The following is a 25,933-nucleotide window of genomic DNA, read 5'->3' as shown; positions in this document are numbered from 1 at the left end:
TCATAATGGCCAAAAAATTGTTGAGCATTATGCACACACTCATCGTGCATCAGAAAACCTTCGATTATTCAAAGGCTTTTCAGGTTACGGCTTGACAATTCCCTTTAACGGGCATTTTGGGCGCCCGTGTCTGTGAAGAAGTGCAACGGCTCCAGGAAGACGCAGCTAACATTCCCACCTTTGGCTTTTATTGCTGTGGTGAATTTGCACGAACAGCCGGGGTTCTTGGCACCCACAACGCCACCATCACTGCCATGGCCCTTTAACTACTACATGGCACATGGACAACTTGCCACCTCCCAGGGCTCATCTTCTGGCTTTCCTGATAGTGCCCTTGTGCAACTGCAGACAGCACGGGATGCTGCCTTACAGGCGGCGCGTGCAGCTGTGCGTGACACCACCCGATTGACCCGCCTGCTCGCTATCCTTAGCGAACCTGGAACACTTGACCAACTCCTCGACAGAGCCCTATCGACGCTTTCGGAATTGTTTATCGCCGACATCATCGTCCTACTCGATCCTATAGGTACGGGGGGATTTCTTCCGCTTGCTTCCGTAGGGTTGCCTGAGTCGATGACGCTGCAACCTTTTTCTTTCGCACCTGACCACTATCTCCACCAGATGATGCGAGAAAGAAAATTACGGATAATCGACAATGTGGCCGAGGACGAAATCCTTGACCCCCGTTTTCGTGAACTGGAAGCCCAAGTCGTGGTAGGCTTACCGGTCTTCGGGGAAAACTCGATCCGGGGTGTGCTGGTCGTTGCCCGCTGTCAAGGTGAACGATTTGCTGATTCAGAGATCGATTTGCTGGCCACCATGGCCTATCGCATCGGCCTGACCCTTGAAGATGACCAACGTAAAGTGCAATTGGAGGAAATTATTCAAAGTGGGAATGTGATCGGCCGCCATCTTGACCCCCACATGATCACTTCACAGGCTGCTCGACTCATTCAAAATATCACTCGGGCTAAGAGTGGCGCCGTTGCCTTACGTAATAGCCGTGGTGAGTTTTACTGTGCGGCGCTGCATGGCTTACCTATGAATGGCTCGCAAACGGTCTGCCGCCTCGCCTCGCAGCTTGTAAAACATCCGCAATTTACTATCGATCTCCCCTACAGCACCGACGCTGTCGCGGAACTGCTGCAACTGGTCGACACGGATATATTGCCCCCAACCCCTATCCAAACCATGCTGGCTTTTCCCATTCACCAGAATAATTGCCTGGTAGGGATACTCTTTGCCTTTCGGTTCCATTCGTTAGCCTTTAACGCCATTACCTCACAGATGGGCATGCTGTATACCAATTATGTGGCAGCAGCCCTGGAAAATGCCCATTTATTTCAGACTGGCCAGAGAGAATTGACAGAACGCATCAAAGCGGAGCAGGCGTTGCGGGCCAGCGATAACCGTTTTCGGGCTATTATTCGCAGTGTCTCTGATATCATCACTATTCTTACCCCAGACGGGATCATCCACTATATCAGCCCAGCGGCGGAACTGTTGTGGAAATACTCCGTGATCACTCTATATGGACAGAATATTCTTGATTACCTACCCAATGATGATCGCACCAATCTGAACGAACTGCTCCAGCAGGTTATTTCTCAGGATGAAAAAAACGAAATAAAGGGGGGGGTTCGCATCCTCGATAAGGAACAGCAGTGGCGTTTTTTCGAAGTCACTTTGGTCAATCTTTCCCACGACCCTGAAATTATGGGAATCGTAGCCACCTTCCATGACGTGACGGAGCGTAATCTCTATGAACTGGAACTCAATAGGTTAGCCTTCCATGACCCCCTAACTAGCCTTCCTAACCGTGCCCATTTCATGGAACGGCTGCGCATTGCCCTGGCGCAGGCCGACAGAGCGGACCTATGTGTAGCGGTCATTTTTTTTGATTTGGATAATTTCAAGCAGGTCAATGACACCCTGGGGCACGAGTATGGGGACAAAGTGCTTTGTACTGTTGCTGATAGAATGCGATCTTGCATGCGCCAAGGCGATACTGCCGCACGTTTGGGTGGTGACGAATTTACCCTAATGATCGAAGGGCTGTCCTCCCTCGAGCAGGTTATCCCTGTGGCCAAACGCCTGCTTCATTTACTCCATGAACCCATTGAAATCGATGGACACACAATTTTGGTGGGTGGCAGTATGGGTATTTCTTTGAGCATACCGTTCAAGGACAATCGTGAGCAACTGCTCCGAAAGGCGGATTTGGCGATGTATCAGGCAAAAAAAAGCGGTAAAGGATGTTTTAGAATATACGAGGAGAATTGGGCAACAAATCCTGACGGCTGAGCGCTAGTTGTGCTGTTCTTTTAGACAAGGTCGAAAGACGAACTGATGACCGATCCCAGCGCCCCCAGAACCGAGCGGCTAAAATAGCTGTCGATTACATCACACCCAACCACGCTCCAACGTGATTCAAAATTCAAGATCTGACCCTGGCAACCCACTGAAATTTCTTCTTCAGCCAGGGATAGATGCTGCACCCTTCGTCAACCATTGGCAAAAGAGTATGTACCAAGCTTTGATGCATGCATTGGTTAGTGACCAGCGAGGTGAGTATTTTCAGTGACGATAGCAGCGTAAATGGGGACGAATTTTTAAAAAAGAAGTCAATACTCCTCCTGTTTCTATGAACCGACACCTCCGACCGTTCAAAATTCGCCTATTTTCAGCCATTCAACATCCGATATACTTTGTCGGCCAGGATTTTTACGGTGAAGGGCTTCTCGATAAACTGAACGCCTTCGTCAAGAATGCCTTGATGCGTGATAATATTTGAAGTGTAGCCGGACATGAAGAGGCATTGCACCTCCGGGTGAAGTGCCTTGATGCGGTCCGCCAACTCGCGGCCGTTCATTTCCGGCATGATGACATCGGTAATCAGCAACCGGATCGGACAGGAAAGCTCGGTGATGCTGCTTAACATTTCGCCCGGCGTGGCGGCGGCGATTACCTGATAGCCCAACTGCTCAAGCATTGCTTGAGCGAGGTGGAGAATGGTGAGTTCATCCTCCACCAGCAGAATGAGCTCTCCGTGGCCTTGAGGGATTTCGGTTCGCAGCTCCTTTGCCTCCTCTGTCGTCGCTCCAACATATCGAGGAAAATAAATTTTAAAGCAGGTCCCTTTTCCGGGTTCGCTGTACACGCCGATAAACCCCTTGTTTTGCTTCACCACGCCATAAACGGTCGCCAAGCCCAGTCCGGTTCCCTTGCCCAGCCCCTTGGTGGTGAAAAACGGTTCAAAGAGCTGGGCCTGAGTTGCCTTATCCATGCCGTAGCCATCGTCGCTGACCGAGAGCATGACGTAATCTCCGGGGACGCATTCGAAATGGTCCGCAGAATAGGCCGCATCAAGCGTCATATTAGCCGTCGCAATAGTAATGGTTCCCACGCCGTCTATTGCGTCGCGCGCATTCACAGCAAGGTTCACCAGCAGTTGGTCGACCTGCGCCGGATCGACTTTGATTGGCCACACGGCCATTCCCGGGGCCCAGACTATGCGAATATTTTCTCCAATCAATCGCTGCAGCATTTTCAGCATGCCAACAATGGTGTCATTGAGTTCCAAGACAACCGGAGAAATGGTCTGTTTGCGGGCAAAGGCCAAGAGTTGTCGGGTGAGATTCGACGATTTGTCTGCCGCTTGGCGAATGTTTTCCAAGCTTGCCCGACTCGGGTCATCACTGGAAAGTTGGCCCAAGAGCATTTCCGCATGCCCAAGTATCACCATCAGCATATTGTTGAAATCGTGCGCCACACCGCCAGCCAACCTTCCTACGGATTCCAGTTTCTGCGCCTGAATCAATTGCTGTTGCAGCCTGTCTCTTTCCATGTCGGCTTGGCGCAATCTGCCTGCCATTTGATCAAAAGCCTCAGCCACCTGGCCGATTTCTCCATCCTTGGGGTCTACGCCGGTCAACATGTTGAAATTGCCGGCCCCAAACTGTGAGGCGCAGTCTGTCAGCCTTCTGATTTTTTTTAAAAATAGATTTCGACCGATCCCCCATGAGAGAAGCAACGCCAGCAGCCATGAACCGCCTGTAAGCAGCGCATTGCTAAACATGACGTTGCTTGCGTTCTTTGCCAGGATCTTCTCAGGTATGCCAACAAACATATACATATAGGCAGGAGTCCCCGGCCCCAGGTTCAATCTGCTAAAGGCTATGATGCGGCGGACCTTGTCCGAACCTTCTTGAAACATGACGCCGTTTTTTTCGCCTGTTCTCACGAAGTCCCAAACCAATGGCGCAATGGGTTTGCCCAAATCAAATTCCGCGCCGGGGACTGGAATTCGGAACAGCCGCAGGCCGGCATGATCCACGATGCCAAAAAACGAGCCTTTGGGAACCGATTGCTCTGAGAAATGCTCCCTGTATTGTTTCAGCTCCACAGCTGCGATCAAAACAGCTTGAACTTGGCCTTTCTCATCCAACAGGGGATAGGAAAATGGAAAAGCTGGTTCGTAAGTCGTGCGACTGATGATATATTCCCCGGTGGAAAATTTTCGGGTGAGGCAGGCGTCCTTAAAATGTTTGCGATCTGCGAGGTTGACCGGCGGCGAGGGGATGGCTGAAGCGATGACGTCACCATTACGGTTTGCCATGAGTATATTGGTGTAAATAGGATTAAGCCGGATGATCTCTTTGAACAGTTCGTTGCACGCTGGCAGATCAAACTTGTTCACTGAAGGAACCAGCGTGAGGGAGGACAACATGACCTGGGCTGAAGCGGTAATACGCTCTTGAGTGACGGCCATGCTCTGCACCAGGCGCAGGGTTTCCAGCTCTCCATCTCGCAGGGCTTTTTTGCGCGCCTCGAATCCGGAATAGAGAAGGGCCAACAAAGAGGGCAGAACAGCAACCGTCACCAAAACCGGGATCAACAGGCGGACGGAATGAAAAAAACGAAGATTCATAAAGTTAATCTGCAAGCACGCAGTTTTGGTTAGATGTTAAAAAAAAATCGCTGAGCCAAAGCACACTTGAAAAGTTCATGATAGGGCTTTGCCTCTTTGGATTTTATAGTGTTAGCAAATTTTCCATTTGACGGCTTGTTCAATTTTCTGAGTCCACTTCTCCGCTGAGCGCAGCGGTAAAAAGTTAACTTTCCTCCTGCCAATGAAAAAAGTAGATTATCGAAACCAAGCACTCAAGCTGCTTCCATGGGTTTGCGGGAAATGCGGTCGTGATTTCTCTGGAAAAAACCTGCGCGAATTGACGGTTCACCACAAAGACCATAATTACAAAAACAACCCGCCCGACGGCAGCAATTGGGAGCTGTTGTGCATCTACTGCCACGACAACGAGCACTCCCGCTCCCTCGACGCTGAATGGCTGCCCACCGAAAATCCAGATCGAAGCGCAGGACCGGCCATCACCCACAACCCTTTTGCCAATCTCTCGCATTTATTGAAAATAAACCGACCCAAGGCAGAGAACAGCGAATTGGCGGCAGAGCCGACCTCTACCTCCGACGAAATGGAAACGCGCCCTGAAGGCGGCACGCGGAAATCACCTTGACCTGAACACGGCCTTGAGGGTTTAATGCCCGGACTCACGCCCTGGGCATCCGGGGCACTGCACGCCCCCATCGCCGGCCCCCTGCCGTTTAGAGGAAACGCTTTGACTCAACCCATACCTCATCCAGCCTCTCTGGACTTTTTTTCCGCCGCCTTTCTCTTGCCCAATATCGGCGCGCCCTTCCTCGTTGGCCTGGCCGTGGGCTACTTTGCCAAGAAAATGCTCAAGGTGGCCCTATTCCTGGGCGGAGCAGCGGTGGTGCTGCTCTTTGTTGGCGAGTACTACGGCGTTACCCAGATCAACGACCAGGCCCTGCACCAGACCGCCCAAGCCGCTGCCGATCTCGCCAACCAATCCGGCAGCTTCCTTTACAGCCGCCTGTCCCAACTCACCTGGAAGGGCGGCAGCGCGGTGGCCGGCTTTCTGGCGGGCCTGAAACTGGGATAAAACGCTCCTGCTGTTCCATAGGTTGGAGCAGCCGTCATCAGGGTCAAGGCGCCTGGCTTTTCAACCCAACATGGTCCCGCCTCCGCCCAATCCGCAGGGAAGAACGCATGGAACAAACTGGGCAAGGAACCCGCCAGGCAAAGGCATTTTCAAACGCGGCATCGATCATACTGATGCAATGCAATTAATCGGACCCGAAACACCACCGCCATGAAACATAGTGTCGTTTATTTTTCACCAGCAGGGTCAACACGGTTGGTCGCTGACGCCATCCACAGCCGCTTAACCGAACATGGCCAGGAGGTCGTGCTCGTTGATCTCAGAACGAGCCGTCGGGCAGCGACTGAACAATCAGCCTTTTTGCGCCATCCCTGCTGTTTGTGGATAGGCTCTCCAGTCTACTGCGACCATGCCGTGCCGCTCGTCGCAGACTTCATCGAAGGGCTGCCGCCCGCGCTCCCAAGGAGCTACGCGGTTCCGTTTGTCACCTGGGGAGGAGTAACCAGCGGCGTCTCTCTCGCTGAGACGGCGGAACAGCTCCGCAAGAAAAACTTCATGCCGCTGGCTGCGGCCAAGGTGCTGGCGGTGCATTCTTCCATGTGGCGCGCCTCGCAGCCATTGGCGGCAGGGCATCCAGACCAGGAGGATCTGGCCCAGATTGCGCTGATGGTGGACAACGTGATCGGCAACCTGCAAAGGGCGGAGATTGCGCCGCTGGATATAAAGGTTCTCGACTACCTCTCCCCTGCTTTACGGGCTGACGCTGCGAATAAAAGTTTGGCGGCGGCCAAGGCGGCAATGCCGCCCCTGACGGTGGACGAACAGCGTTGCCTGCAATGCGGCGACTGTGCCGAGAGATGCCCTGTGGCCGCGATCAGCCTGGCGCCCTTTCCGACGATTGCCGACGATTGCGTGCTGTGTTTGCAATGTGTCCGCGCTTGCCCGCAAGAAGCATTTATTTTTGACAATGACGCGGTTGCCGCCAGGATTGCAGCCATGGCCGGGCGCAGTGATGAAAACAAGGCCACTCAGATTTTCCTCTGAAAAACCCGGCCTCGCCGGATTGCTCTCTCCACCGACAGGTCGGGTTGCCGGGCCAAGGCGCAATCCGGAACAACCTATCAAACTTCGCCTTGCAAGCGCCACTCTATCGCCCCCTTACCCAAACACACTATGATACGGTCCCACGCACAAATTATTGCCAATGAATTGCACATCAGGACGGAGCAGGTGGACACTGTTGCGGCGTTGCTGGATGACGGCGCCACGGTTCCCTTTCTTTCCCGCTATCGAAAAGAAGCCACCGGCGCCCTGGACGAGGTGCAGATTGCCGCGATTCGTGATCGAAGGAGCGAACTGGCCGACTTGGACAAGCGCCGTTCAGCGATCCTTGCTTCGCTTGGCGAGCGGGACCTCTTAAACGACGCCTTACAGCAGGCTGTGAACGCCGCCCCTGATCTTGCCGCCCTTGAAGACGTTTACCTGCCCTTTCGCCCCAAACGACGAACCCGGGCGCAGATTGCCAGGGAACGCGGCCTCGAGCCCTTGGCAAAAATATTCTATGGGCAAGATGCACAGACAGCGGCGCCTGAAGCGTTTGTCGATCCCGACAAGGAGGTGACGACCGTTGAGGACGCCCTGAGCGGCGCCCGCGACATTATTGCCGAATGGATCAGCGAAGACGGCGCCGTCCGTTCGCGTTTGCGAACTTTTTTCCACCGGAAAGCCGTGGTCAAGGCCGCCGTGGTGAAAAACCAGGAGGAGAGCGGCAGCAAATTCAGGGATTACTTTGATTGGCAGGAGCCTGTCGGCAAGGCGGCGGGCCATCGGTTGCTGGCCATGCTCAGGGGGGAAAACGAAAAAGTTCTGAGCCTTTCCATCCGCCCTCCTGAAACCGAAGCCCTGGAGTTGCTGCGTCGGTTCCTGGTCCGCTCCCAGAGCATTGCAGGACAGCAGGTGGCCCTGGCCGCTGAAGACAGCTACAAAAGGCTGCTCGCGCCTTCCCTGGAAAATGAGCTGCGCGGAGAGTTGAAAAAGCAGGCGGACCAGGAAGCCATTCTTGTTTTTTCAGAGAATTTGCGGGAATTGCTGCTCGCCGCGCCGCTGGGGCAAAAAAGAACCCTGGCGTTGGACCCGGGGTTTCGGACCGGGGCGAAGCTGGTCTGCCTGGGCAAGCAGGGAGAATTGCTCCATTTCACCACCATTTACCCAACGCTCTCCCGAAAACAACAGGAAGAAGCGGCGCAAACGGTTGTCGAGTTATGTAAACGCTACGCTATTGAGGCGATAGCCATTGGCAACGGAACCGCAAGCCGGGAGACGGAAGCCTTTGTCCGCGCGCTGGAACTGCCGGCCGAAGTGATTGTCGCCATGGTCGATGAAAGCGGCGCTTCTATTTATTCCGCCTCCGAGGTCGCCCGGGCGGAGTTTCCCGATCACGACCTCACGGTCCGGGGCGCGGTGTCCATAGGGCGCAGATTGCAGGATCCCCTGGCGGAACTGATCAAACTTGACCCTAAGGCCATCGGCGTTGGTCAATATCAGCATGACGTCAATCAAAAAGCGCTCAAACAAAGCCTGGATGATGCGGTCGTCAGCTGCGTGAATAAAGTCGGGGTCGAAGTGAACAGCGCCAGCAAAGAACTTCTAACCTTTGTTTCCGGACTGGGGGAAACGCTGGCCGCCAATATCCTTGCATACCGCAGCGAACATGGTCCGTTTGTTGAGCGGCGGCAACTGCTCAAGGTTCCTCGATTGGGGAAAAAGGCGTTTGAGCAATGCGCCGGTTTTTTGCGCATCCATGACGGCGCCAATCCCCTGGACCGTTCCGGCGTTCATCCCGAACGATACGGCATTGTCCAGCAAATGGCCAAGGACTGCGGTTGCGCCGTGCCGGCGCTTATGCACAATGAACCCCTGCGCCAACAGATCGAGCTTGATCGATATGTCGACGAGCAGGTCGGATTGCCGACATTGCACGACATCATGGCCGAACTCGGCAAACCGGGCCGTGACCCAAGGCAGGCGTTTGCCGCTTTTGCCTTTGCAAAAGGGGTTGAAAAGGTAGAAGATTTGGAGGAAGGGATGCGTCTTCCCGGCATCGTGACCAATGTGACCAAATTCGGGGCCTTTGTGGATATTGGCGTCCATCAGGACGGCCTGGTCCACATCAGTCAGTTGGCTGACCGTTATGTCAAAGATCCGGCGGAAGTGGTCAAGGTCCGGCAGCAGGTGCAGGTGCGGGTGCTTGAAGTGGACGCCAAAAGAGGACGCATCGCGCTTTCCCTGCGCGACGTCTGATTCCCGTGGCCGCAGAGCGTGCAGCAACGGCTGCAAAGCGCTTTCGGCGGCAGCCTGCGACTCAAATCCCCGCCGGAAAACGCCAACACCAGCAACCGGGGATGACGCCGGCGATCAACTGGGCACAACAACCGGCTGGGCCATCGCCCGCCACGGAGTACTGACCGGAAAGCAAACACTGGGCCAAGCGCCGCATCGCCTTTAGTTCGCCTTTGACGCGCTGCGGCGCAGCGCAACTCATCCCCCATGACGTAAGGAGCGTTCCATGACGGCTGCATTCACCGGAGTGAAAGTGTTGGATTTGTCGCGTCTCCTGCCCGGACCGTTCTGTTCCATGCTGCTGGCTGATTTTGGCGCCGACGTCGTCAAAATTGAAGATCCCAACGGCGGCGACTACATCCGCTGGTGGCCGCCGCTGCTGGGGAACAACAGCGGGTTTCACATCGTTTTGAACCGCAACAAGCGATCCCTCACCTTGAATCTGAAAAAGCAGGCAGCCAAGGACATCTTCAAGCAATTGGCCGCTGAGGCCGACGTGGTGCTGGAGGGTTTTCGCCCCGGCGTCATGGATCGGCTGGGCTTGGGATACAAGCAGTTGCAGGCGATCAACCCGCGTCTGATCTACTGCGCCGTCACCGGCTACGGCGCCGATGGGCCGAGGGCGCAGCGGGCCGGGCACGACATCAATTATCTGGCGCTGGCCGGCGTGCTGTCCTACAGCGGCCAGGAGGGCAACCCGACCATCTCGGGGGTGCAGATTGCAGATCTGGGCGGCGGGGCCTTATACGCGGCGTTCAGCATCGCGGCTGCACTGTTTGCCCGGGAGCGACTCGGCAAGGGCCAGTTCATCGACATGGCCATGGCCGACGGGGCGCTCACCTGGAACTGCCTGCGCTGGGGCAAGCATCTGGCCGACGGGATTGTGCCCACCCAAGGCGACGATTTCCTCAACCATGGTTTTGCCTGTTACAACCTCTACCAGACGCGCGACGGCCGCTCCATGTCGCTGGGCGCGCTGGAGCCGCAATTCTGGCGGCTGTTTTGCCAAACTGTCGGTCGCCCCGAATGGAACCAACCAAATTATTTTGAACCAGGCCCCCATCAAAAGGAGCTGCAGCAGCAAATAGCCGACCTCTTTGCGAGCAAGGATCAAGCCCAATGGATTCGAGTGTTTGCCAACGCGGACTGCTGCTGTGAACCGGTGCTGCACCTGGACGAGGCCATGCGCGACGAGCAGATACTGCAGCGCAATATGGTGGTCGAGTTGCTCCATGAACGCTGGGGCGTCTATCGTCAACTGGGCGTTGCCCCCAAATTGTCGCTGACGCCGGGAACCATCCGCAGCCATGCCCCGGAACTGGGCGAACACACCGCCGCCATCCTCGCGGAAATTGGCGTAACCGAAGGCGCACAGGAACAGTTGAGAGCAGACGGCGTCATCTGACCCAGAAACAACCACCAAGGCCCATCATGAAAGATCGTTGGATCATTCCCCTTTGTTTGTTGTTGTCACTTGCCTGTTTCGCCGTGTTCAACCCGTCGGCTCTCCATGCCGACGGGGAAAAAGGTCCGCAAGGCGTTGTCCGCGTTGGCGTCTTTCCCTTTGAACCCTTTAATTTCGTCGACCAAGATGGAATGGCGCAGGGGTTGAACGCCGACCTGCTCCGGGAAATTGTTAAAGATGAAAACTGGTCGATACGTTTTATTGCCGGAAGTTGGGCCGAGGGGTTGCAGCGGTTGCAAAACCAGGAAATCGACTTGATGGTTTCCGTGGCCTATTCCGAAGAGCGCAGCAAAACAATGGATTTCACCTACGAATCGGTTGCCGAGTTGTGGGGCCAGGTTTTTTTGCGGGCGGACATGCCTTCGCAGAACATTTCCGATCTCGCCGACAAACGCGTCGCGATCATGCGCAAGGACATCAGCGGCGCCAATTTTATTAAAACGGCCGAACAGTTAAACATTCATTGCACCATCGTTGAACTCCCCAGTCACGCCGACGTCTTTGCCGCCGTGCAGAAAGGGGAAGCCGAGGCCGGCGTTGCCCCTCAGCATTTTGGTTTGCGCCATGCCGGAGAGTACGGCCTGGTCGCCAGCACCATTATGTTCAGCCCGTTCTCCATCTACTTTGCCAGCAAGAAGGGAACCCAGCATGAACTGCTGAGCCATATCGACGCTCACCTGTCCCGTTGGAAAAAAGATAAAAATTCGTATTTGTACCAACGGCAAAACTATTGGCTGGCAAATCAAAAGGGCCCATGGAAATGGCCCCCTTGGCTCACCTACGTTTCCTTGGCCGGGGGCGGCGCGATTCTGGTCTTTGCCGGATTTTCCTTTTTCCTCAGGAAAGCCGTAGTCCGCAAGACCAGTGAGTTACAGCGCAGCGTGGCGTGGCATCGAGCCATCCTGCAGACGGCGATGGATGGATTTTGGGTTTTTGACGGACAAGGCCGTCTCCTGGAGGTCAATCAGGCGTACTGCCGAATGAGCGGGTACAGCGAGCAGGAACTGTTGACCATGCACATAGCGGATGTGGAAGCCGGCGAATCCGAAGACGACATCATCGCCCGGATTCAAACCATTACGGCGCAGGGAGAAGCCCGTTTTGAAACCCAGCATCGCCGCAAGGACGCGAGTTTATTTATGCTTGCAATCAGCGTGCAGCGCAGTCCGGTTGACGACGGCCGCTTTATCGCTTTCCTTCAGGACATCACTGAGCGCAAGCAGGTGGAGGAGATCAAAGCCTTTTTGGCGCGATCAAGCATGGCGGGATCGGTTCAACCTTTTTTCAACCAGTTGGCCGAATATCTGGCTCGCTTCCTCGACATGGACTTCGTCTGCATTGACCGTCTCGATCCCGACGGCCTGACCGCCCACACCGTCGCGGTCTGGAGCGACGGCCATTTTGAGGACAACGTCTCCTATGCCCTGCAGGACACCCCCTGCGGCCAGTTGGCAAGCCAGGAACTCTGTTGCTATCCGACGAGCGTCTGCCAGTTTTTCCCCAAAGATCAGGTGCTGTTGGATCTGCAGGCCGAGAGCTACGTCGGGGCGACGCTCTTCAGTCACACCGGCGAACCCATCGGACTGATCGCCGTCATTGGCCGCAAACCGCTGCACAACCGCAAAGTGGCCGAGGACGCCCTGCAACTGGTGGCGGTGCGTGCCGCAGGGGAAATGAAACGTCTTCTGATGGAGGAAGAAAACAAAAGCCTGCAGGCGCAACTGATGCAGTCGCAGAAAATGGAAGCCATCGGCACCCTGGCCGGCGGCATTGCGCACGACTTCAACAATATCCTGAGCGCCGTGCTTGGCTACGCGGAAATGGCCAGAGACGCCAGCCCTGAAAAGTCGGCCCTCGCCCGGGATCTTGACAAGGTGCTTGAAGCAAGCCATCGGGCGGCGGCTCTGGTGAAACAAATCCTCGCCTTCAGTCGCCAGGCCGAAACCGAGCGCATCGCTCTGGAACCCGTCCCCATCGTCAAGGAGGCAATCAAGCTCCTCCGCCCCACCCTGCCGTCGACAATCGTCATCAAGCAGCATCTCGAGAGCCCGACCCGACCAATCTGCGCCGACCCAACCCATATTCATCAGATTGTGATGAATCTCTGCACCAACGCGTTCCACGCCATGGAACAAACCGGCGGCGTCCTTGATATTTCCCTTGAGGATTGCGAGCTTACCCCCAGCGACCTGCAACGTTATCCGGACATACGACCGGGAAACTTTGTCCTGCTTGCCATCGGCGACACCGGCTCGGGCATTCCCCCGGAGATCAAGGATAGAATTTTTGATCCCTATTTCACCACCAAAGGGGTCGGCAAGGGCACCGGCATGGGCCTGGCCATTGTTCACGGCATCGTCGCCACCTCCGGCGGATTTGTCGTCTGCGAGAGCGAACCGGGAAAAGGGACGATCTTCCGCATCTACTATCCGGCCATTGAACAAAATGCGGTCGCACTGACCCAATCTGCGGCGAGCAGTCTGACCGGCAAGGAACACATCCTCCTGATCGACGACGAGGAAATGCTTGCCGAGATGGGTCAGGCCATGCTTGAGCGCCTTGGCTACGAGGTGACCGTGCGCACCAGCAGCCTGGAAGCGTTGGCCGACTTTCAGAACCAGCCGGACCGGTTCGACGCGGTCGTCACCGATCAGACCATGCCGGGCCTCACCGGCATGGAACTTGCCCAAAAGATGCTGCAGATACGACCGGACATCCCGATCATCCTCTGCACCGGGTACAGCAACCTCGTCAACGAGGAGCAGGCAACCCATTGCGGGATAACCGGATTCGTGATGAAACCAATGACCAAACAAGAAATCGCCACCCAACTCAGGAAGGCGCTGGAAGGCAAGTCGTCCGTGTAAATGCGTCGTCAGGCAGTTTTCCGGCGCCAAGGCCCGGCCATTGCCGCCGAACCGCCGCGCCGACTGCCTGGGTCTACCGCTGGTCCCGTCCACCCGTTTTACAGGTTCTGCCATGGATTTTTCGCAGTTGATCACCGTCAGGCAAAGCGTCAGAAGCTATCAGGACAAACCGGTTGAAGAAGAAAAGCTCGCGCAGTTGATCGAGGCTGTCCGCCTCGCTCCCTCGGCGAGCAATTCCCAACCCTGGAAACTGATTATCGTCAACGACCCCGCCCTCAAGGACAAGGTGGCCAAAGCCACCTTCAGCGCATTGGTTTCGTTCAACAAATTCGTTCCCCAGGCCCCAGTGCTGGCGGTCTTGGTGATTGAAAAACCCAAGATCGTCACCCAAATCGGCGGCATGTTGAAAGACCGGGAATTTTCTCTGATCGACATCGGCATCGCCGCCGAGCATTTTTGTCTCCAAGCCGCAAACCTCGACTTGGGAACCTGCATGCTCGGCTGGTTTGACGAAGCGGCCGTCAAGCAACTGCTTAACATCCCTCAACACAAGCGAATAGGCCTGGTCATTGCCCTTGGTTACGCCAAGGAAGACGACCATGTGCGCAGAAAAAATCGTAAATGCACGGAGGAAATGAGCAGCTTCAACACCTACTGAGGCCCGCCGCCCGAGGTGATGCATCCTCCGCCAAATCATTCTCCCGAGGCGCAGTGATTGGCAGGCGGGTCAGAGTGTGATAGATTCCTTTCCTCGCTATTCCGCAACCCTGTTCCATCAATCCAACAGAGCAAAAAATGAAACCGGTTACCCTGTTAAAAATTCTCTCCGTGCAAATGATTGCCGCAGCCATGCTGGCCTCGGCCGCCATGGGCGCGGAAAAATTGACCACCTACAGCAACAAGGAGTTTGGCTTCAGCTTTCAATACCCCGCAGCATGGACCCTGAGCCCGTCCTCCCTACCCAATCTGCGGGTCAAAGTCGTCGCTCCCGCCAACGGACCCATGGCGGAATGCGCGGTTGTGGTGAAGCGGTACCCCAATGCCGCGTCCGCGAAACAGAGCGATATTGACCAGATATTCATTGAACCGCCGACGGCGGCCGAGTTGGAGGAGGTATTAAGCCAAGGCGGCGAGATGGTGAAGGTGTCAAAAGCCAGTGCGGGCCGTCTCCATTCGCGCCCCGCCCATTTTGCGCAATTCCACTACCGGAAAAATGGAGACGCCTACGTGTTCGGGCAGGCGGCGCTGACGGCCACGCCCGGCTTAACCTGGTCGGTATCGTGCAGCGCCCAAGGAGACGACCCCCAAAAGGCCGACAAGAATTTGCACTATTGGCAGAGCAGGATCGACGCCCTTATTGGTTCGTTTCAATTCAAATGACAGCACGCATCAACGCTGTGTCGGCGGCAACAACAGGCCGCCCCAAGAATTGCCGATTTTAAATAGAATCCGGATGGCTCAAAGCGTGAGGAGCAGCCGATGAACGAGATCCACAACAAACCTATTGCAGCGCGGATTGACTGGCTGTTCGAGCTGGCCAGCCGTCACGGCGAGAACTACCGCAGCCCTGAGGCGTGGCTGGCGCGTCAACGCTATCTCTCCGAACACCCCACCGCGATCGCGGTTTTGAAATGCATGGACGGCCGCATCAACATTCCGGTGGCGACCAACACCCCCACCGGCATTCTCATGCCTTTCCGCAACTTGGGCGGCATGTTCGATCTCGGCTGGCCCCACCTCGGCGAGGTACTGGCGCATCACGTCCTGCGTATGACCGCCTCGGGAAGACGCGTGCTCATTCTCATCACCTATCACTGGTCCAAGGGCGACCCCAAACGCGGCTGCGCCGGATTCAACCACGACACGGCGGCGGCGATTGCCCACACCCGGGAAATTCGCCGCCAGGTCGAACACATCTTTGGCACTGGCCACGGCACGGTCTACCCGCTGGTCTGCGGCTTTGAAACCGATGAAGACGCCCTGGTGATCCACGGCGCCGACAATGCCGCGCTTGATCTGGCACGCGTCTCCGCCGCCGACGCCGCGACCCTCCCTCATCAACTGGCCGCCTTGCTGCCCGACATGCCGACACAGATGCGCGCCGACCTCCTGCCCTTGCTGCACGGCAACCTGGAGCACATCGCGCAAGTGCGCGAACAGGCGCAACGGCACGAGCGCACGCTTGACATTGAGCACCGCGAGTGGACGATCTGCCTGGGGCGCGGCTTCGACTTCCTCCACACCCCCAACCTGGCCCTGATCATTGGTCCCTACAGCCCCGACCTGGCCGATCCGCTGCGCAAGGCGGCGGCGATCATCGAGAACAACATGCGGGCAGGCCGCATCCCGGACGACGGTTTCCTGCTGCTCGCCTCTGTGCCTTACGACGAGATCGGCGTCGACCGAGCCCGAGCCGAGTTGAAATCGCGCTTTCTTTCCGACTTTGCCGCCGAGGTCATTGGCAACGAATTCAGCGCACTCGCCCCCAAAATGAAAAAATACACCGCAGTGCTCGACTGGCGCTCGCGCCGTCTCGAACAGCTCGACGACTGAGGGAGAACGGCCGGGCTCTGTGCCTCGTGCTTCGCTAGATTGAAAAACGAAATAACGACGCCGCAGACGGCGGCAAGAACATCTTACAAAACAAACGGATACACAGGGAAAAGAACCATGAAAAAACCTTTGATGAAGCTGCTGCTCGGCGCTGGTGGCCTAATCCTGCTTGCCGGCGCCCCTGCTACAGCGGTCGATCTCTACGGTTTTGGCAGCTATTGGGACAAAGGAGACGCCGAGGGGACCTGGGGCACGGGCGTCGGCCTCAGCCTGCCTTTATTGACCGATCACCTCCGGCTCGACGGCAGGGTCTATTTCTTTGAAAACAGCACCTTGGGCAAAGACGACGAACTCACGCTGGTTCCTGTCGACCTGGGCGTGCAGGTGCATCTGGCTCCTGACGCCGCATTGAATCCCTACGCCCTGGGCGGCGTGTCCTTTATCTACGCCGATGCGGATCGAAGCGATGTGGATTCGAGCTGTGGCGGCTATCTGGGCGGCGGACTTGAATGGTCGCCCTTGTCGATCATCAAGCTGTACGGCGAAGTGGCGTATCGCTTCCAAGAGCTGGCAGGAGGTCGCGGCGACGACATCGATGTGAGCGGATATACCGGAAACCTCGGCGTGAAAATCAATTTTTGACGTTTTTTCGACATCCGCCCTCCCCCTCTGCGCGGCGGGTTCAGGCCACGGCGCGACGCGAGACGCGCGCAGCGTTGCGCGGAGAAATGCCTAAATGCCGGCAATGAAGCGCCTGCCAGACAGCGACAGACGGCAAGGAGTTGCCCATGGAAAAAAAGAAAAAGAGCCTCCTGGTGATCTATCACTCCCAGGGCGGGACCATGGACCGCTTGGCGCAGCGGTTTGCCCGCGGCGCGGCCCTGGAGGCGGAGGTTGCGGTGATCCTGAAAAAAGCCGGAGAGGCCGACGCCAACGACCTGTTGCAGTGCGACGCCATTGCCATTGGTTCTCCTGAATATTTCGGGACCATGGCAGGCATGATCAAAGATTTTTTTGATCGCACCTTTGAGACGGCGCAGGAACAGACCATCGGCCTGCCCTTTGTGCTCTTTGTCTGCGCGGGCAACGACGGGCGCGGCGCTCTGACCCAGATGGACCGGATTGCAGCCGGCTACAAATGGCGCAAGGCGCTTGAACATCGAAGAATTGCAGGCCCGCCAACGGAACAGGATCTGGCCGATCTGGAAGAACTGGGGCACACACTGAGTGCAGGCCTGGATTTCGGCATTTTTTGATTCGCCGCCGCAGGGCAGTGGTCGTGCGCAGGCGAGGCGCATCGCATTTTTTGCGGGCGGTTGAAATGACTATCCCTGGAAAGATCCCCTTGAAAACATTCCAGAATCATGCTCTTTTTGCCGCATGGGAGTGCGGGCCGGCCACCTCATGCGCCAACAAGCGGCCCCCGTTCACCATAACCCCATTTCCCCCACAGAGACGCCCTTATGAGCAGACTTGCCCTTGTCGTTGCCATTGATTGCGAACCCGAACACCAACAAGCCGTCCTGCGCGCCCTCCTTGCCCACCGCGAGCGCTGTCTTGCGCAGGAACCCGGCACCCTGCAATTCGAGGTGCTGATCCCGCTTGACGAGCCAACCAAAATCCGGCTGTTTGAACTCTACGCCGATAGCGTCGCTCTGGCCGCCCACTCCCAGGGAGCGAGCATTGCCAGGTTTCGCCAAGAGGTTGACGGCAAAATCATCAGGGTCGTCAGCCATAAATGCGCGGCGGACAACGCCTTGACCGCGTGAACGGACCATCAGAAGAGGTGCAAAGCCATGTTTGAATCTGCGGAATTAGGCCACAAGATCAAAAAATCCCTGTATGAACAGGAAGTCCCGACACTGCGCGAGGACCTGCTCAACACCCAGACGGAGCTGGCGAAATCTGCCCGGTTTCCGGTGATTATTCTGATCGGCGGACTGGACGGCGCAGGACGCGGCGCAACCGTTAACCTGCTCAACGAATGGATGGACCCGCGCCACATCCAGACCCACGCCATGGGCGAACCCTCGGACGAGGAGCTGGATCGGCCCATGATGTGGCGCTTCTGGCGGGCCCTGCCGCCCAAAGGGAAAATCGGGCTGTTCCTGGGTTCCTGGTACACTTGGCCGATCCTGAACCGGGTCAATGGCGTCACCAAGGAAGCCGACCTGGAACAAAGCATGGAACGGGCCAAACGGCTGGAAAAAATGCTGGTGGACGAAGGCGCCCTGGTGATCAAATTCTGGCTGCATCTCTCCAAGGAGCAGCAGGAAAAACGGTTGAAGTCCCTGGAAAAGAACCCCCTAACCCGCTGGAAGGTCACTGACCGCGACTGGAAACGCCACAAGGCCTACGACAAGTTCCAGGAAGTCCATGAAAACGTCATCCGCCACACCAGCACCGCCGAGGCGCCCTGGCTGATCGTGGAAGGCGCGGACGCCCATTACCGCAACCTGACCATCGGCAAGGTCATTCTCAAGGCGATCCAGGACCGGCTGGAGCAGGACAAAACGCCGCCGCCCAAGGTTTTGGCGCCGCCGCTGATGCCCTCCATCGACAACCTGCACCTGCTGAAAACCCTGGACATGACCCAGGCGATCGACAAAGACAAATTCAAGCTCAAGCTGGAGAAATACCAGGGCAAGCTGAACTCGCTGACCCGCGATCCCAAGTTCAAATACCTGTCGGTGATTGGAGTGTTTGAAGGCAACGACGCCGCCGGCAAGGGCGGCAGCATCCGCCGCATCACCGGCGCGCTCGACGCCCGCTTTTACCAGGTCATCCCCATTGCCGCCCCCACTGAGGAAGAACGGGCTCAGCCCTATTTGTGGCGATTCTGGCGGCATCTGCCCCGCAAGGGACGGGTGACAATTTTCGACCGTTCCTGGTACGGCCGGGTGCTGGTGGAACGGGTCGAGGGGTTCTGCGCCGAGGCCGACTGGATGCGGGCGTACAGCGAAATCAACGATTTCGAAGCGCAGATGGTCCGGCATAATCTGCTGGTGGTCAAATTCTGGTTGGCCATCACCAAGGACGAACAATTGCGCCGATTTGAAGACCGGCAGAAGACCGGCTTCAAGAGCTTCAAAATCACCGAGGAGGACTGGCGCAACCGGGAAAAATGGGAGCAATACGAACATGCGGTGTGCGACATGGTGGACCGGACCAGCACCATGCTGGCGCCGTGGACCCTGGTGGAGGCCAACGACAAGAACTTTGCCCGCCTCAAGGTGCTGAAAACCCTGTGCGAACAGATTGAAGCCAAGCTTGAGGCCTTGCGCGAAGAGGGCGTCGACTACCTGGACAAGCCCAAAAAACACCGCTGACGCCGCAGCCCGCCAACACTTTCAACGTCAAGGAGACCCATGTTTGACCCCAGCACCCTGATTCTGTTCACTTCCGCCTCCCTGCTCCTGGCCCTGGCGCCGGGGCCGGACAACCTCTTCGTGCTCACCCAGTCGGCGCTCAAGGGCCGGCTGGTGGGCTTGGTGGTGACCTTGGGTCTGTGCACCGGCCTGATCGTCCACACCAGCGCCGTGGCTCTGGGGGTTGCCGCCGTGTTTCAGGCCTCGGCCCTGGCCTTCAACCTGCTGAAATACGCGGGCGCGGCCTATCTGCTCTACCTGGCCTGGGGGGCTTTTCGCGCCGGCGCGAGTGTTTTGAGCAGCGAATCCGATCAGGAGATCAGCCTTGCGCGCTACTACCTACGCGGCATCGTGATGAATGTAACCAACCCAAAGGTGTCGATCTTCTTCCTCGCCTTTCTGCCCCAATTCACCCGCCCGGAACAAGGGCATCTGCCGCTGCAGATGTTGGCGCTCGGGGCGGTTTTCATTCTCGCAACCCTGCTGGTGTTCGGCGCGATCAGCCTGCTGGCCGGGGTGCTTGGCCAATGGCTCCGCCGATCCGCGCGGGCGCAACAACTGCTCAACAAAACTGCGGCCGTCGTCTTTGCTGCGCTGGCCGTCAAACTGGCCGTTGCCAGCCGCTAAATTCTGCTTGCCCGCCGACGCGGCAGCCTTGTTGCAGCCTGATTGCAGCCCGCTCACCGCCCGCCGGTAATCAGGCTGAGCGGGCGGGGACAGAGTGTGCTCAGAATGCGGTGGCAGACCACCAACACAGCCACCAACAGCAGGGGAATGCCCAAGTAGAGCGCCAGCATGGTGTAGGCCCCATCCAATGGAATATATTTAAACGCCAGCATACGGACAATGCCCAGCAGCGGCTCGTGGGCCGCGTAAACAAAAAAACTGGCGCCGCCAAGGGCGACCAGACCCTTGCACAGCCACGGGATGCGCAGGATCTGTTTAGTGACGCAGAGGGCGGCTAGCACGCCGACGATCAGACCGGTGCGATGAAGGTAGACGTTGAACCAGGCCTCGTACCAGACAACGTCGGCAATCAGGAGCGGCACGTAGGCAAGATAAATCAGCTTGGCAAAGCGATCAAAGGCGAACAGGCTCTGCCCCTTGACCCCGCACAGGGCGCCTGCGGAAAAAAAGAGCACGCCCACCGCCGCCGGCATGGAGATCGGCCAGCTTTCCGTAACCCAGCAGACATAGACCGCCAGGAAAAAGGGGATGGGCACAAAACGAACAATCGCGGCAAGCGCCGGGGCCAGCAGCACCAGCAGCATCAGGTCGCGGATGAACCAGAAATGGTAGGCAATGGGGTAGCCTTTAAGCCCGAACACGGCGTTGACGTAATCAAAGAGGCCATACTCGGCAATCTTTTTGCCCAGCCCGGTGAAATAGGGCTGGATCGACGGGATGGCCTGGGCCAGGGCGATGAAGGCCAGGGCCGCCAGGTTCCAGAACAGGAAAGGGATAAGCAGGCTGCGCAGCCGGGAGAGGATCTTGTTGAGGTAGGTCTGCTGCGACCAGTGGAAGGTGGCGAAAAAGAGATACCCCGACATCAAAAAAAACAGGGGCACCGCGGTGCGGGCAATCCCCTCGGAGAGCAGGATGCGGATGACGTTGGTCAGGCTGTTGAGGTCGGCGGTTCCGAGGCTGCCGCCCGAATAGTGGATGACCGTGCCGTAGGCGTGGATGTAAATCACGCCGATAATCGGAGGAAAGCGAAGCAGTTTCAGCCGCAGCGACGATTCGTTGTCTATCATGATCTGTGTGAGGAAAAAAAGAAGGGGAGAATGGCGGGCCGGATCAGGGGCCGTCGGCGCCGTTGCAACCGACGCAAGGCGGCCTGACGAAAACAACAAGCCGGAGAGGCATTCCTCCGGCTCGTCTGGAAGGTGCAATGGTCGGGGGACTGCCTGGCATCAGCGCCGTCCGCCTCCGTGATGATGGCCACCGTGACCGCCGTGACCGCCGCCGTAGTAGCCGCCGCCGAAATAGAAACTCGGGGCAAACCACATCCAACCCGGATCGGCGTACACCGCCGGCGCATAGGGCGAGTAATAGGGTCCGTAGGGGTAGGGATCATAGTAGTAGGGGTCGCGGTAGTAGCCCACGCAACCGCCACAGGTGAACAGCAGCACTGCGGCCGCAAGCAAACGACGTTTCATGGCGCTCCTCCTTGCCGCCCATCAGCGGGCGGTGCCTTCATTATACCATAGGTTCCCGCTGTTGGTCACCGTTCTCTTGGCGACGTCGCCGGCGGGGCGCAAAATTGTCGCGCGACCAGCTGGAGAGGAGAATTTCCTTGAAAAACCGCTGTTTCTAGTCTTAATACAGGCTGTTGTCCGGGAAGGGCTCTTCGTCCCGCCGGCACGCCTTGGTGCAGATCGCCTACTCAAGACTCGGGAGCAATGCCATGCGAGAGGAAATGCAGAACGTACTGCGGGAGATTGCAGGCGGAAGCGGCAGGATCACGGCGCTGACCGGCGCCGGCATTTCCGCCGAGAGCGGCATCCCCACCTTTCGCGGCCCGGAGGGCTACTGGACCGTGGGCTCCAAGGTCTACCAGCCGCAGGAGATGGCCACCTTTCACATGTTCTGCCAGATGCCCGACGAGGTATGGAAATGGTATCTGTACCGGATGGGCGTCTGCGGCGGGGCCGAACCCAACGCCGGCCATCTGGCCCTGGCGGCGATGGAAGAGCGCTTCGGCGACCGCTTCACCCTGATCACCCAGAACGTCGACGGTTTGCATCTGCGCGCCGGCAACAGCCTGGAGCGCACCTTCCAAATCCACGGCAACGTCTTTTACATGCGCTGTTCCCTGGAATGCAGCGAGGCCTTCTACCCGATTCCTGCGGCGGTGCGCCCCAAGAACAAGGAAGAGCGCCTGACCGACAGCGACCGGGAGCACCTCAAGTGTCCGCTGTGCGGGGCGCGGTCGCGGCCCCACATCCTGCTGTTTGACGAGAGTTACAACGAGCACCACTACCATTTCTACAGCTCGCTCAAAACGGCTCAGAACACGGATTTGCTGATTGTGGTCGGCACGGCCGGGGCCACCAATCTGCCCAACCAGGTGGCCCGCGAGGTCTATCTGCGCGACGGGGTGATCATCGACGTCAACATCGAAACCAATCCCTTTGCCCAACTGGCCGAGACCAGCACCCGAGGTTTTTTCGTCAAGGAACCAAGCGCCTCGGCCCTGCCCGCCATTCTTGCCGCCATGGCCTGATCGCACCCTCTCGGCGCCGTCGCCGCTTTCCCCGGCGGCGACCGTCAACGGAGCCTGCCGGCGACCACGAACCCCCTTGACCGGCAAACTGGGCGCAAGACGGAGTTGACCATCTGAAGAGTTCGGCTTATCTTGCTTAGGTTATGTGCTCAACGGAGAGAAGATATGGATATCAAAGGATTGCGAAAAGAATACGACAACCCGGTGCTGAGCCGGGAGATGCTTGCGCCTGACCCGTTCCATCAGTTTGAACGGTGGTTCAACGAAGCCTGCGCCATTGAGTTGCCCGAACCCAACGCCATGACCCTGGCCACGGTGGGCGCGGACGGCCAACCGACCCTGCGCACCGTGTTGCTCAAGCTTTTTGACCAGAACGGCTTTGTCTTCTTCACCAACTACGGCAGCCGCAAAGCTCAGCAGATCAGCGGAAACCAAAAGGTCGCCCTGCTCTTCCCCTGGATCAAACTGGCGCGGCAGGTAGAGGTTACTGGCATCGCCGAGAAGATCAGCGCCGCCGAATCGGCCCGCTATTTTGCCAGTCGACCGCGCGACAGCCAGCTGGGCGCATGGATATCCAAGCAGAGTTCGGTGCTCACCTCCCGCCAATTGCTGATGCAGGAGCTCGATAAAATAAAAAACAAATTTCTCAAGGGCGAGATACCCCTGCCTGATTTTTGGGGCGGTTATCGGGTCCGTCCGGTCACCGTTGAATTCTGGCAGGGCCAGACCAGCCGACTCCACGACCGATTTCTCTACCGCCGCGGCGAAGGCGACCGCTGGACCATCGAACGACTGGCGCCCTGAATCGGCGCGCCATCGGCCGCAGCGCTATTGCCCTCTCCCTCTTTTCCTTTATTCAACCCGGATTTGCCCATGCGCACATCGCTGCTTTGTTCGCTCATTCTGATTCTTGCCTGCAATGTCTTTGCCGAAGAGCAGCAGGCTTCCACCAACCTCTCCGTGACCCCGCTGGTGGTGACGCCCTCGCAGCAGGAGCCTGCTCCGGCCGGCAAACAACCAGACTGGCTGCCCTTGCCGGAAACGTCCCCGGCCGCGCCGTCTCCGTCGACGGCCTCCCCGTTTCTGACTCAGCCCCAGGCGGAAGAAAAACCGCAGGCTGAGGCTCCGCCGCCCGCCCAACCTGCCCAGCAGCCTGCTGCAGAACCGAAAAAAGCGGCAACCGCTCCAGCAATCACAGAGCCTCCGGCAACCGCTCCGGCAACCACAGAACCTCCGGCCAAAAAACCGGTAAAACCCAACCAGCGCGGCAAGGTCAGCGCCATTGCCAAAAGCGTGGGGCCGGGCAACAACGTGCCCTTGCTGCTCGCCGGATCGGTGGACGACACTGAGCTGCTCAAGCAACAAATCTCCCCCTGGACCACCCTGTTTGGCGCGTACAAGCCGCTGCTGCAGGTGACCGCCGCGCCGCCGCTGCTTGCCGGCGCCCGCCCCCTGCAGTCGATGACGGCGACCGAAGAGCCGGAACCGCAGATCACCATCGAATCGGTGATGGCCCAAAAAGTGGCCCGGCAGGAAGAAGGCGAAAAGGCCAGCGACAGCCTCGATATCCTCGCCTCCCTGGTGGAACTGCAGAAAAACATCAAACAGCAGATTGCAGTCATCTCGAAAAAGCTTAAAGCCAGCACCTCGGATGCGGAAAAGCAGAGCCTTCAGGACGAGTTGACCAAGCTGGACAAGCAGCTTTCCGAGACCGGAGCGGATTTTGAACGGATCGCCACCGGGGTGGAACCGGCAGTCTTTGCCGAACAGCAACCAGTCACCTTCAGCTGGAAGGATGAGGTCGCCACCCTGCTCGAGCCCACCATCAAAGAGTTGAAACAGCTGACCGCCCGGGCCCGGCTAAAATCCGAACTCAAGGAAACCATCGCCGACCACGGCAAACAACGGGCAGCGGCGCAACAGGCGGTGGCGCATCTCAACCGGCTGATGGACGACGCCAAGGATCCCAAGATTAAAGCCTATCTGGGCGAACTGCTGCCCGCTTGGCAGAATGTGGAAAAGCGGATCAGCAGCAAACTGGATCTGGCCCAGCGCGAACTGGCCAAGCTGGAGGACAAGGACGTCTCGCTCCTGCAAAGTTCCAGCAACTCGGTGCGCGAATTTTTCCGGGACCGCGGTTTGTATCTGTTGATCGCCTTTGCCGCCTTTGTGGTCATCCTGCTCGCCTTCCGCTTGGCGGCCCGCCTGCTTTTCTTTGTCCTGCCCGGGGCCAAGAAAGAGCAGCGGCCCATCCACGTCCGCATCCTCGACATCTTCTTCCAGGTTTTTTCGGTTTTTTTCGCCATCTGCGGACTGATTTTCGTCCTCTACACTGCGGAAGACTGGTTTCTGCTCAGCGCCACCATTGTCCTGTTCTTCGGCCTGGCCTGGACGGTGCGCCAAACCCTGCCCAAGATGTGGCAGCAGGTTCGGCTGGTGCTCAACATGGGGTCCATCCGCGAAGGCGAGCGCGTCATTTATGAAGGCGTGCCCTGGAGGGTGGAATCGCTCAACGTCTTCTGCAAGCTCTACAACCCTGCCATGGCCATGTACCTGCGCATCCCGATTGAAAATATGCTCGGCCTCGTTTCCCGGCCCTACCACAACGACGAGCCCTGGTTTCCCTGCAAACGAGGCGATTGGATCGCCATCGACGGCAAGCCCTTTGCCAAGGTGGTCAGCCTTTCCCACGAACAGGTGGAGGTGGTCGAGCTGGGCGGGCGGCGGACGGTATATCAGACCGGCGATTTTCTGGGGATGTCGCCGGCCAACCTGTCGCGCAATTTCAGCCTTCGGGTGGTTTTCGGCCTGTCCTACGACCTGCAGGCCGAGATCACCACCACGGTTCTGGAAACCATGAAAACATTTCTCCAGCAAAAGCTGGAAGAAAACGGCTACGCCGAAGACTGCCTCAGCCTGACGGTGGATTTCCTCCAGGCCGGGGCCTCGTCCCTGGACGTGGCGGTGTTGGCTGATTTCAAGGGCGAACAGGCTCCGGCCTACCGGCGGATTGAACGCGCCCTGGGCAAGTGGTGCGTGGACTGTTGCAACGCCAACAACTGGGAGATTCCTTTCCCGCAGATGACCGTGCACCTGCCCTCGGGCGTCAAGGCGTGAGCAACGGATGAGGAATT

20 protein-coding genes and 1 pseudogene are annotated in these 25,933 nt (G+C 57.6%); 18 read left to right on the top strand and 3 right to left on the bottom strand.

What is annotated here, in order from left to right; translation table 11 throughout:
* Nucleotides 1-126 precede the first annotated feature (126 nt).
* Nucleotides 127-2,304, top strand: coding sequence for a diguanylate cyclase domain-containing protein (locus RCH93_RS03590; protein ID WP_306546946.1), 2,178 nt, complete (start codon nt 127-129; stop codon nt 2,302-2,304).
* A gap of 379 nt (nt 2,305-2,683) precedes the next feature.
* Here the strand turns inward: RCH93_RS03590 and RCH93_RS03585 are convergent, their stop codons facing one another.
* Nucleotides 2,684-4,930 (bottom strand): ATP-binding protein, encoded by a 2,247-nt coding sequence (locus RCH93_RS03585; RefSeq protein WP_306546945.1) that lies wholly within the window; start codon nt 4,928-4,930, stop codon nt 2,684-2,686.
* Nucleotides 4,931-5,132: 202 nt separating this feature from the next.
* Between RCH93_RS03585 and RCH93_RS03580 the strand changes: the two are divergent.
* The 14 genes and pseudogenes from RCH93_RS03580 to RCH93_RS03515 form a co-directional block, all read left to right on the top strand.
* Nucleotides 5,133-5,435, top strand: a pseudogene (locus RCH93_RS03580) (YajD family HNH nuclease); the annotation flags it as partial.
* A 201-nt stretch (nt 5,436-5,636) separates the two neighbouring features.
* Nucleotides 5,637-5,981, top strand: a complete 345-nt coding sequence (locus tag RCH93_RS03575; protein WP_306546944.1) for an FUN14 domain-containing protein — start codon at nt 5,637-5,639, stop codon at nt 5,979-5,981.
* 210 nt (nt 5,982-6,191) lie between these two features.
* On the top strand, nt 6,192-7,025 hold the full coding sequence (locus RCH93_RS03570; RefSeq protein ID WP_306546943.1) for an EFR1 family ferrodoxin: 834 nt from the start codon (nt 6,192-6,194) through the stop codon (nt 7,023-7,025).
* A 129-nt stretch (nt 7,026-7,154) separates the two neighbouring features.
* Nucleotides 7,155-9,281, top strand: a complete 2,127-nt coding sequence (locus RCH93_RS03565) for a Tex family protein (RefSeq protein ID WP_306546942.1) — start codon at nt 7,155-7,157, stop codon at nt 9,279-9,281.
* Between the two features lie 265 nt (nt 9,282-9,546).
* A complete protein-coding gene (locus RCH93_RS03560; RefSeq protein WP_306546941.1) occupies nt 9,547-10,725 on the top strand; it encodes a CaiB/BaiF CoA-transferase family protein in 1,179 nt (392 codons plus the stop codon).
* Between the two features lie 26 nt (nt 10,726-10,751).
* The gene (locus RCH93_RS03555; RefSeq protein WP_306546940.1) at nt 10,752-13,652 is read left to right on the top strand and encodes a response regulator; all 2,901 of its coding nucleotides are present in this window, start codon (nt 10,752-10,754) and stop codon (nt 13,650-13,652) included.
* Nucleotides 13,653-13,764: 112 nt separating this feature from the next.
* A complete protein-coding gene (locus RCH93_RS03550) occupies nt 13,765-14,310 on the top strand; it encodes a nitroreductase family protein (protein ID WP_306546939.1) in 546 nt (181 codons plus the stop codon).
* Nucleotides 14,311-14,447: 137 nt separating this feature from the next.
* Nucleotides 14,448-15,032, top strand: coding sequence for a hypothetical protein (locus RCH93_RS03545; protein ID WP_306546938.1), 585 nt, complete (start codon nt 14,448-14,450; stop codon nt 15,030-15,032).
* Nucleotides 15,033-15,131: 99 nt separating this feature from the next.
* Nucleotides 15,132-16,205 (top strand): carboxysome shell carbonic anhydrase domain-containg protein, encoded by a 1,074-nt coding sequence (locus RCH93_RS03540; RefSeq protein ID WP_306546937.1) that lies wholly within the window; start codon nt 15,132-15,134, stop codon nt 16,203-16,205.
* A gap of 117 nt (nt 16,206-16,322) precedes the next feature.
* Nucleotides 16,323-16,847: an outer membrane beta-barrel protein gene (locus tag RCH93_RS03535; protein ID WP_306546936.1), complete on the top strand. Its 525-nt coding sequence runs from the start codon at nt 16,323-16,325 to the stop codon at nt 16,845-16,847.
* 146 nt (nt 16,848-16,993) lie between these two features.
* Nucleotides 16,994-17,461 (top strand): flavodoxin family protein, encoded by a 468-nt coding sequence (locus RCH93_RS03530; RefSeq protein ID WP_306546935.1) that lies wholly within the window; start codon nt 16,994-16,996, stop codon nt 17,459-17,461.
* Between the two features lie 207 nt (nt 17,462-17,668).
* Complete coding sequence (locus RCH93_RS03525; RefSeq protein WP_306546934.1) at nt 17,669-17,974, top strand: putative quinol monooxygenase; 306 nt, start codon at nt 17,669-17,671, stop codon at nt 17,972-17,974.
* 27 nt (nt 17,975-18,001) lie between these two features.
* Nucleotides 18,002-19,534: a polyphosphate:AMP phosphotransferase gene (pap, locus tag RCH93_RS03520; RefSeq protein ID WP_306546933.1), complete on the top strand. Its 1,533-nt coding sequence runs from the start codon at nt 18,002-18,004 to the stop codon at nt 19,532-19,534.
* Between the two features lie 39 nt (nt 19,535-19,573).
* Nucleotides 19,574-20,200, top strand: coding sequence for a LysE family translocator (locus RCH93_RS03515; protein ID WP_306546932.1), 627 nt, complete (start codon nt 19,574-19,576; stop codon nt 20,198-20,200).
* Nucleotides 20,201-20,253: 53 nt separating this feature from the next.
* Here RCH93_RS03515 and RCH93_RS03510 read toward each other — a convergent pair whose 3' ends face one another.
* Both RCH93_RS03510 and RCH93_RS03505 read right to left on the bottom strand, forming a co-directional pair.
* Nucleotides 20,254-21,327, bottom strand: coding sequence for an acyltransferase family protein (locus RCH93_RS03510; protein ID WP_306546931.1), 1,074 nt, complete (start codon nt 21,325-21,327; stop codon nt 20,254-20,256).
* 159 nt (nt 21,328-21,486) lie between these two features.
* Complete coding sequence (locus tag RCH93_RS03505) at nt 21,487-21,732, bottom strand: hypothetical protein (RefSeq protein ID WP_306546930.1); 246 nt, start codon at nt 21,730-21,732, stop codon at nt 21,487-21,489.
* Between the two features lie 248 nt (nt 21,733-21,980).
* On the opposite strand from RCH93_RS03505, the gene RCH93_RS03500 reads away from it, so the two are divergent.
* The 3 genes from RCH93_RS03500 (at nt 21,981) to RCH93_RS03490 (ending at nt 25,916) form a co-directional block, all read left to right on the top strand.
* Nucleotides 21,981-22,799 carry a Sir2 family NAD-dependent protein deacetylase gene (locus RCH93_RS03500; protein WP_306546929.1) on the top strand — a complete coding sequence of 273 codons (819 nt, stop codon included), beginning with the start codon at nt 21,981-21,983 and terminating at the stop codon, nt 22,797-22,799.
* 165 nt (nt 22,800-22,964) lie between these two features.
* The gene (gene pdxH, locus RCH93_RS03495) at nt 22,965-23,603 is read left to right on the top strand and encodes a pyridoxamine 5'-phosphate oxidase (RefSeq protein WP_306546928.1); all 639 of its coding nucleotides are present in this window, start codon (nt 22,965-22,967) and stop codon (nt 23,601-23,603) included.
* A gap of 69 nt (nt 23,604-23,672) precedes the next feature.
* Nucleotides 23,673-25,916 (top strand): mechanosensitive ion channel family protein, encoded by a 2,244-nt coding sequence (locus tag RCH93_RS03490; protein ID WP_306546927.1) that lies wholly within the window; start codon nt 23,673-23,675, stop codon nt 25,914-25,916.
* Nucleotides 25,917-25,933 lie beyond the last annotated feature (17 nt).

Source organism: Desulfobulbus sp. (assembly GCF_030824455.1).
In the GTDB taxonomy this organism is placed as follows: domain Bacteria; phylum Desulfobacterota; class Desulfobulbia; order Desulfobulbales; family Desulfobulbaceae; genus Desulfobulbus.
This window is presented reverse-complemented; position numbering and strand designations above follow the sequence as displayed.

What these genes read in the sequence shown, in the direction of transcription:
- RCH93_RS03585 (WP_306546945.1), bottom strand. Translation starts at nt 4,930, where the DNA reads ATGAATCTTCGTTTTTTTCATTCCGTCCGCCTGTTGATCCCGGTTTTG.
- RCH93_RS03570 (WP_306546943.1), top strand. Translation starts at nt 6,192, where the DNA reads ATGAAACATAGTGTCGTTTATTTTTCACCAGCAGGGTCAACACGGTTG.
- RCH93_RS03565 (WP_306546942.1), top strand. Translation starts at nt 7,155, where the DNA reads ATGATACGGTCCCACGCACAAATTATTGCCAATGAATTGCACATCAGG.
- RCH93_RS03560 (WP_306546941.1), top strand. Translation starts at nt 9,547, where the DNA reads ATGACGGCTGCATTCACCGGAGTGAAAGTGTTGGATTTGTCGCGTCTC.
- RCH93_RS03555 (WP_306546940.1), top strand. Translation starts at nt 10,752, where the DNA reads ATGAAAGATCGTTGGATCATTCCCCTTTGTTTGTTGTTGTCACTTGCC.
- RCH93_RS03550 (WP_306546939.1), top strand. Translation starts at nt 13,765, where the DNA reads ATGGATTTTTCGCAGTTGATCACCGTCAGGCAAAGCGTCAGAAGCTAT.
- RCH93_RS03545 (WP_306546938.1), top strand. Translation starts at nt 14,448, where the DNA reads ATGAAACCGGTTACCCTGTTAAAAATTCTCTCCGTGCAAATGATTGCC.
- RCH93_RS03540 (WP_306546937.1), top strand. Translation starts at nt 15,132, where the DNA reads ATGAACGAGATCCACAACAAACCTATTGCAGCGCGGATTGACTGGCTG.
- RCH93_RS03535 (WP_306546936.1), top strand. Translation starts at nt 16,323, where the DNA reads ATGAAAAAACCTTTGATGAAGCTGCTGCTCGGCGCTGGTGGCCTAATC.
- RCH93_RS03530 (WP_306546935.1), top strand. Translation starts at nt 16,994, where the DNA reads ATGGAAAAAAAGAAAAAGAGCCTCCTGGTGATCTATCACTCCCAGGGC.
- RCH93_RS03525 (WP_306546934.1), top strand. Translation starts at nt 17,669, where the DNA reads ATGAGCAGACTTGCCCTTGTCGTTGCCATTGATTGCGAACCCGAACAC.
- pap (WP_306546933.1), top strand. Translation starts at nt 18,002, where the DNA reads ATGTTTGAATCTGCGGAATTAGGCCACAAGATCAAAAAATCCCTGTAT.
- RCH93_RS03515 (WP_306546932.1), top strand. Translation starts at nt 19,574, where the DNA reads ATGTTTGACCCCAGCACCCTGATTCTGTTCACTTCCGCCTCCCTGCTC.
- RCH93_RS03510 (WP_306546931.1), bottom strand. Translation starts at nt 21,327, where the DNA reads ATGATAGACAACGAATCGTCGCTGCGGCTGAAACTGCTTCGCTTTCCT.
- RCH93_RS03505 (WP_306546930.1), bottom strand. Translation starts at nt 21,732, where the DNA reads ATGAAACGTCGTTTGCTTGCGGCCGCAGTGCTGCTGTTCACCTGTGGC.
- RCH93_RS03500 (WP_306546929.1), top strand. Translation starts at nt 21,981, where the DNA reads ATGCGAGAGGAAATGCAGAACGTACTGCGGGAGATTGCAGGCGGAAGC.
- pdxH (WP_306546928.1), top strand. Translation starts at nt 22,965, where the DNA reads ATGGATATCAAAGGATTGCGAAAAGAATACGACAACCCGGTGCTGAGC.
- RCH93_RS03490 (WP_306546927.1), top strand. Translation starts at nt 23,673, where the DNA reads ATGCGCACATCGCTGCTTTGTTCGCTCATTCTGATTCTTGCCTGCAAT.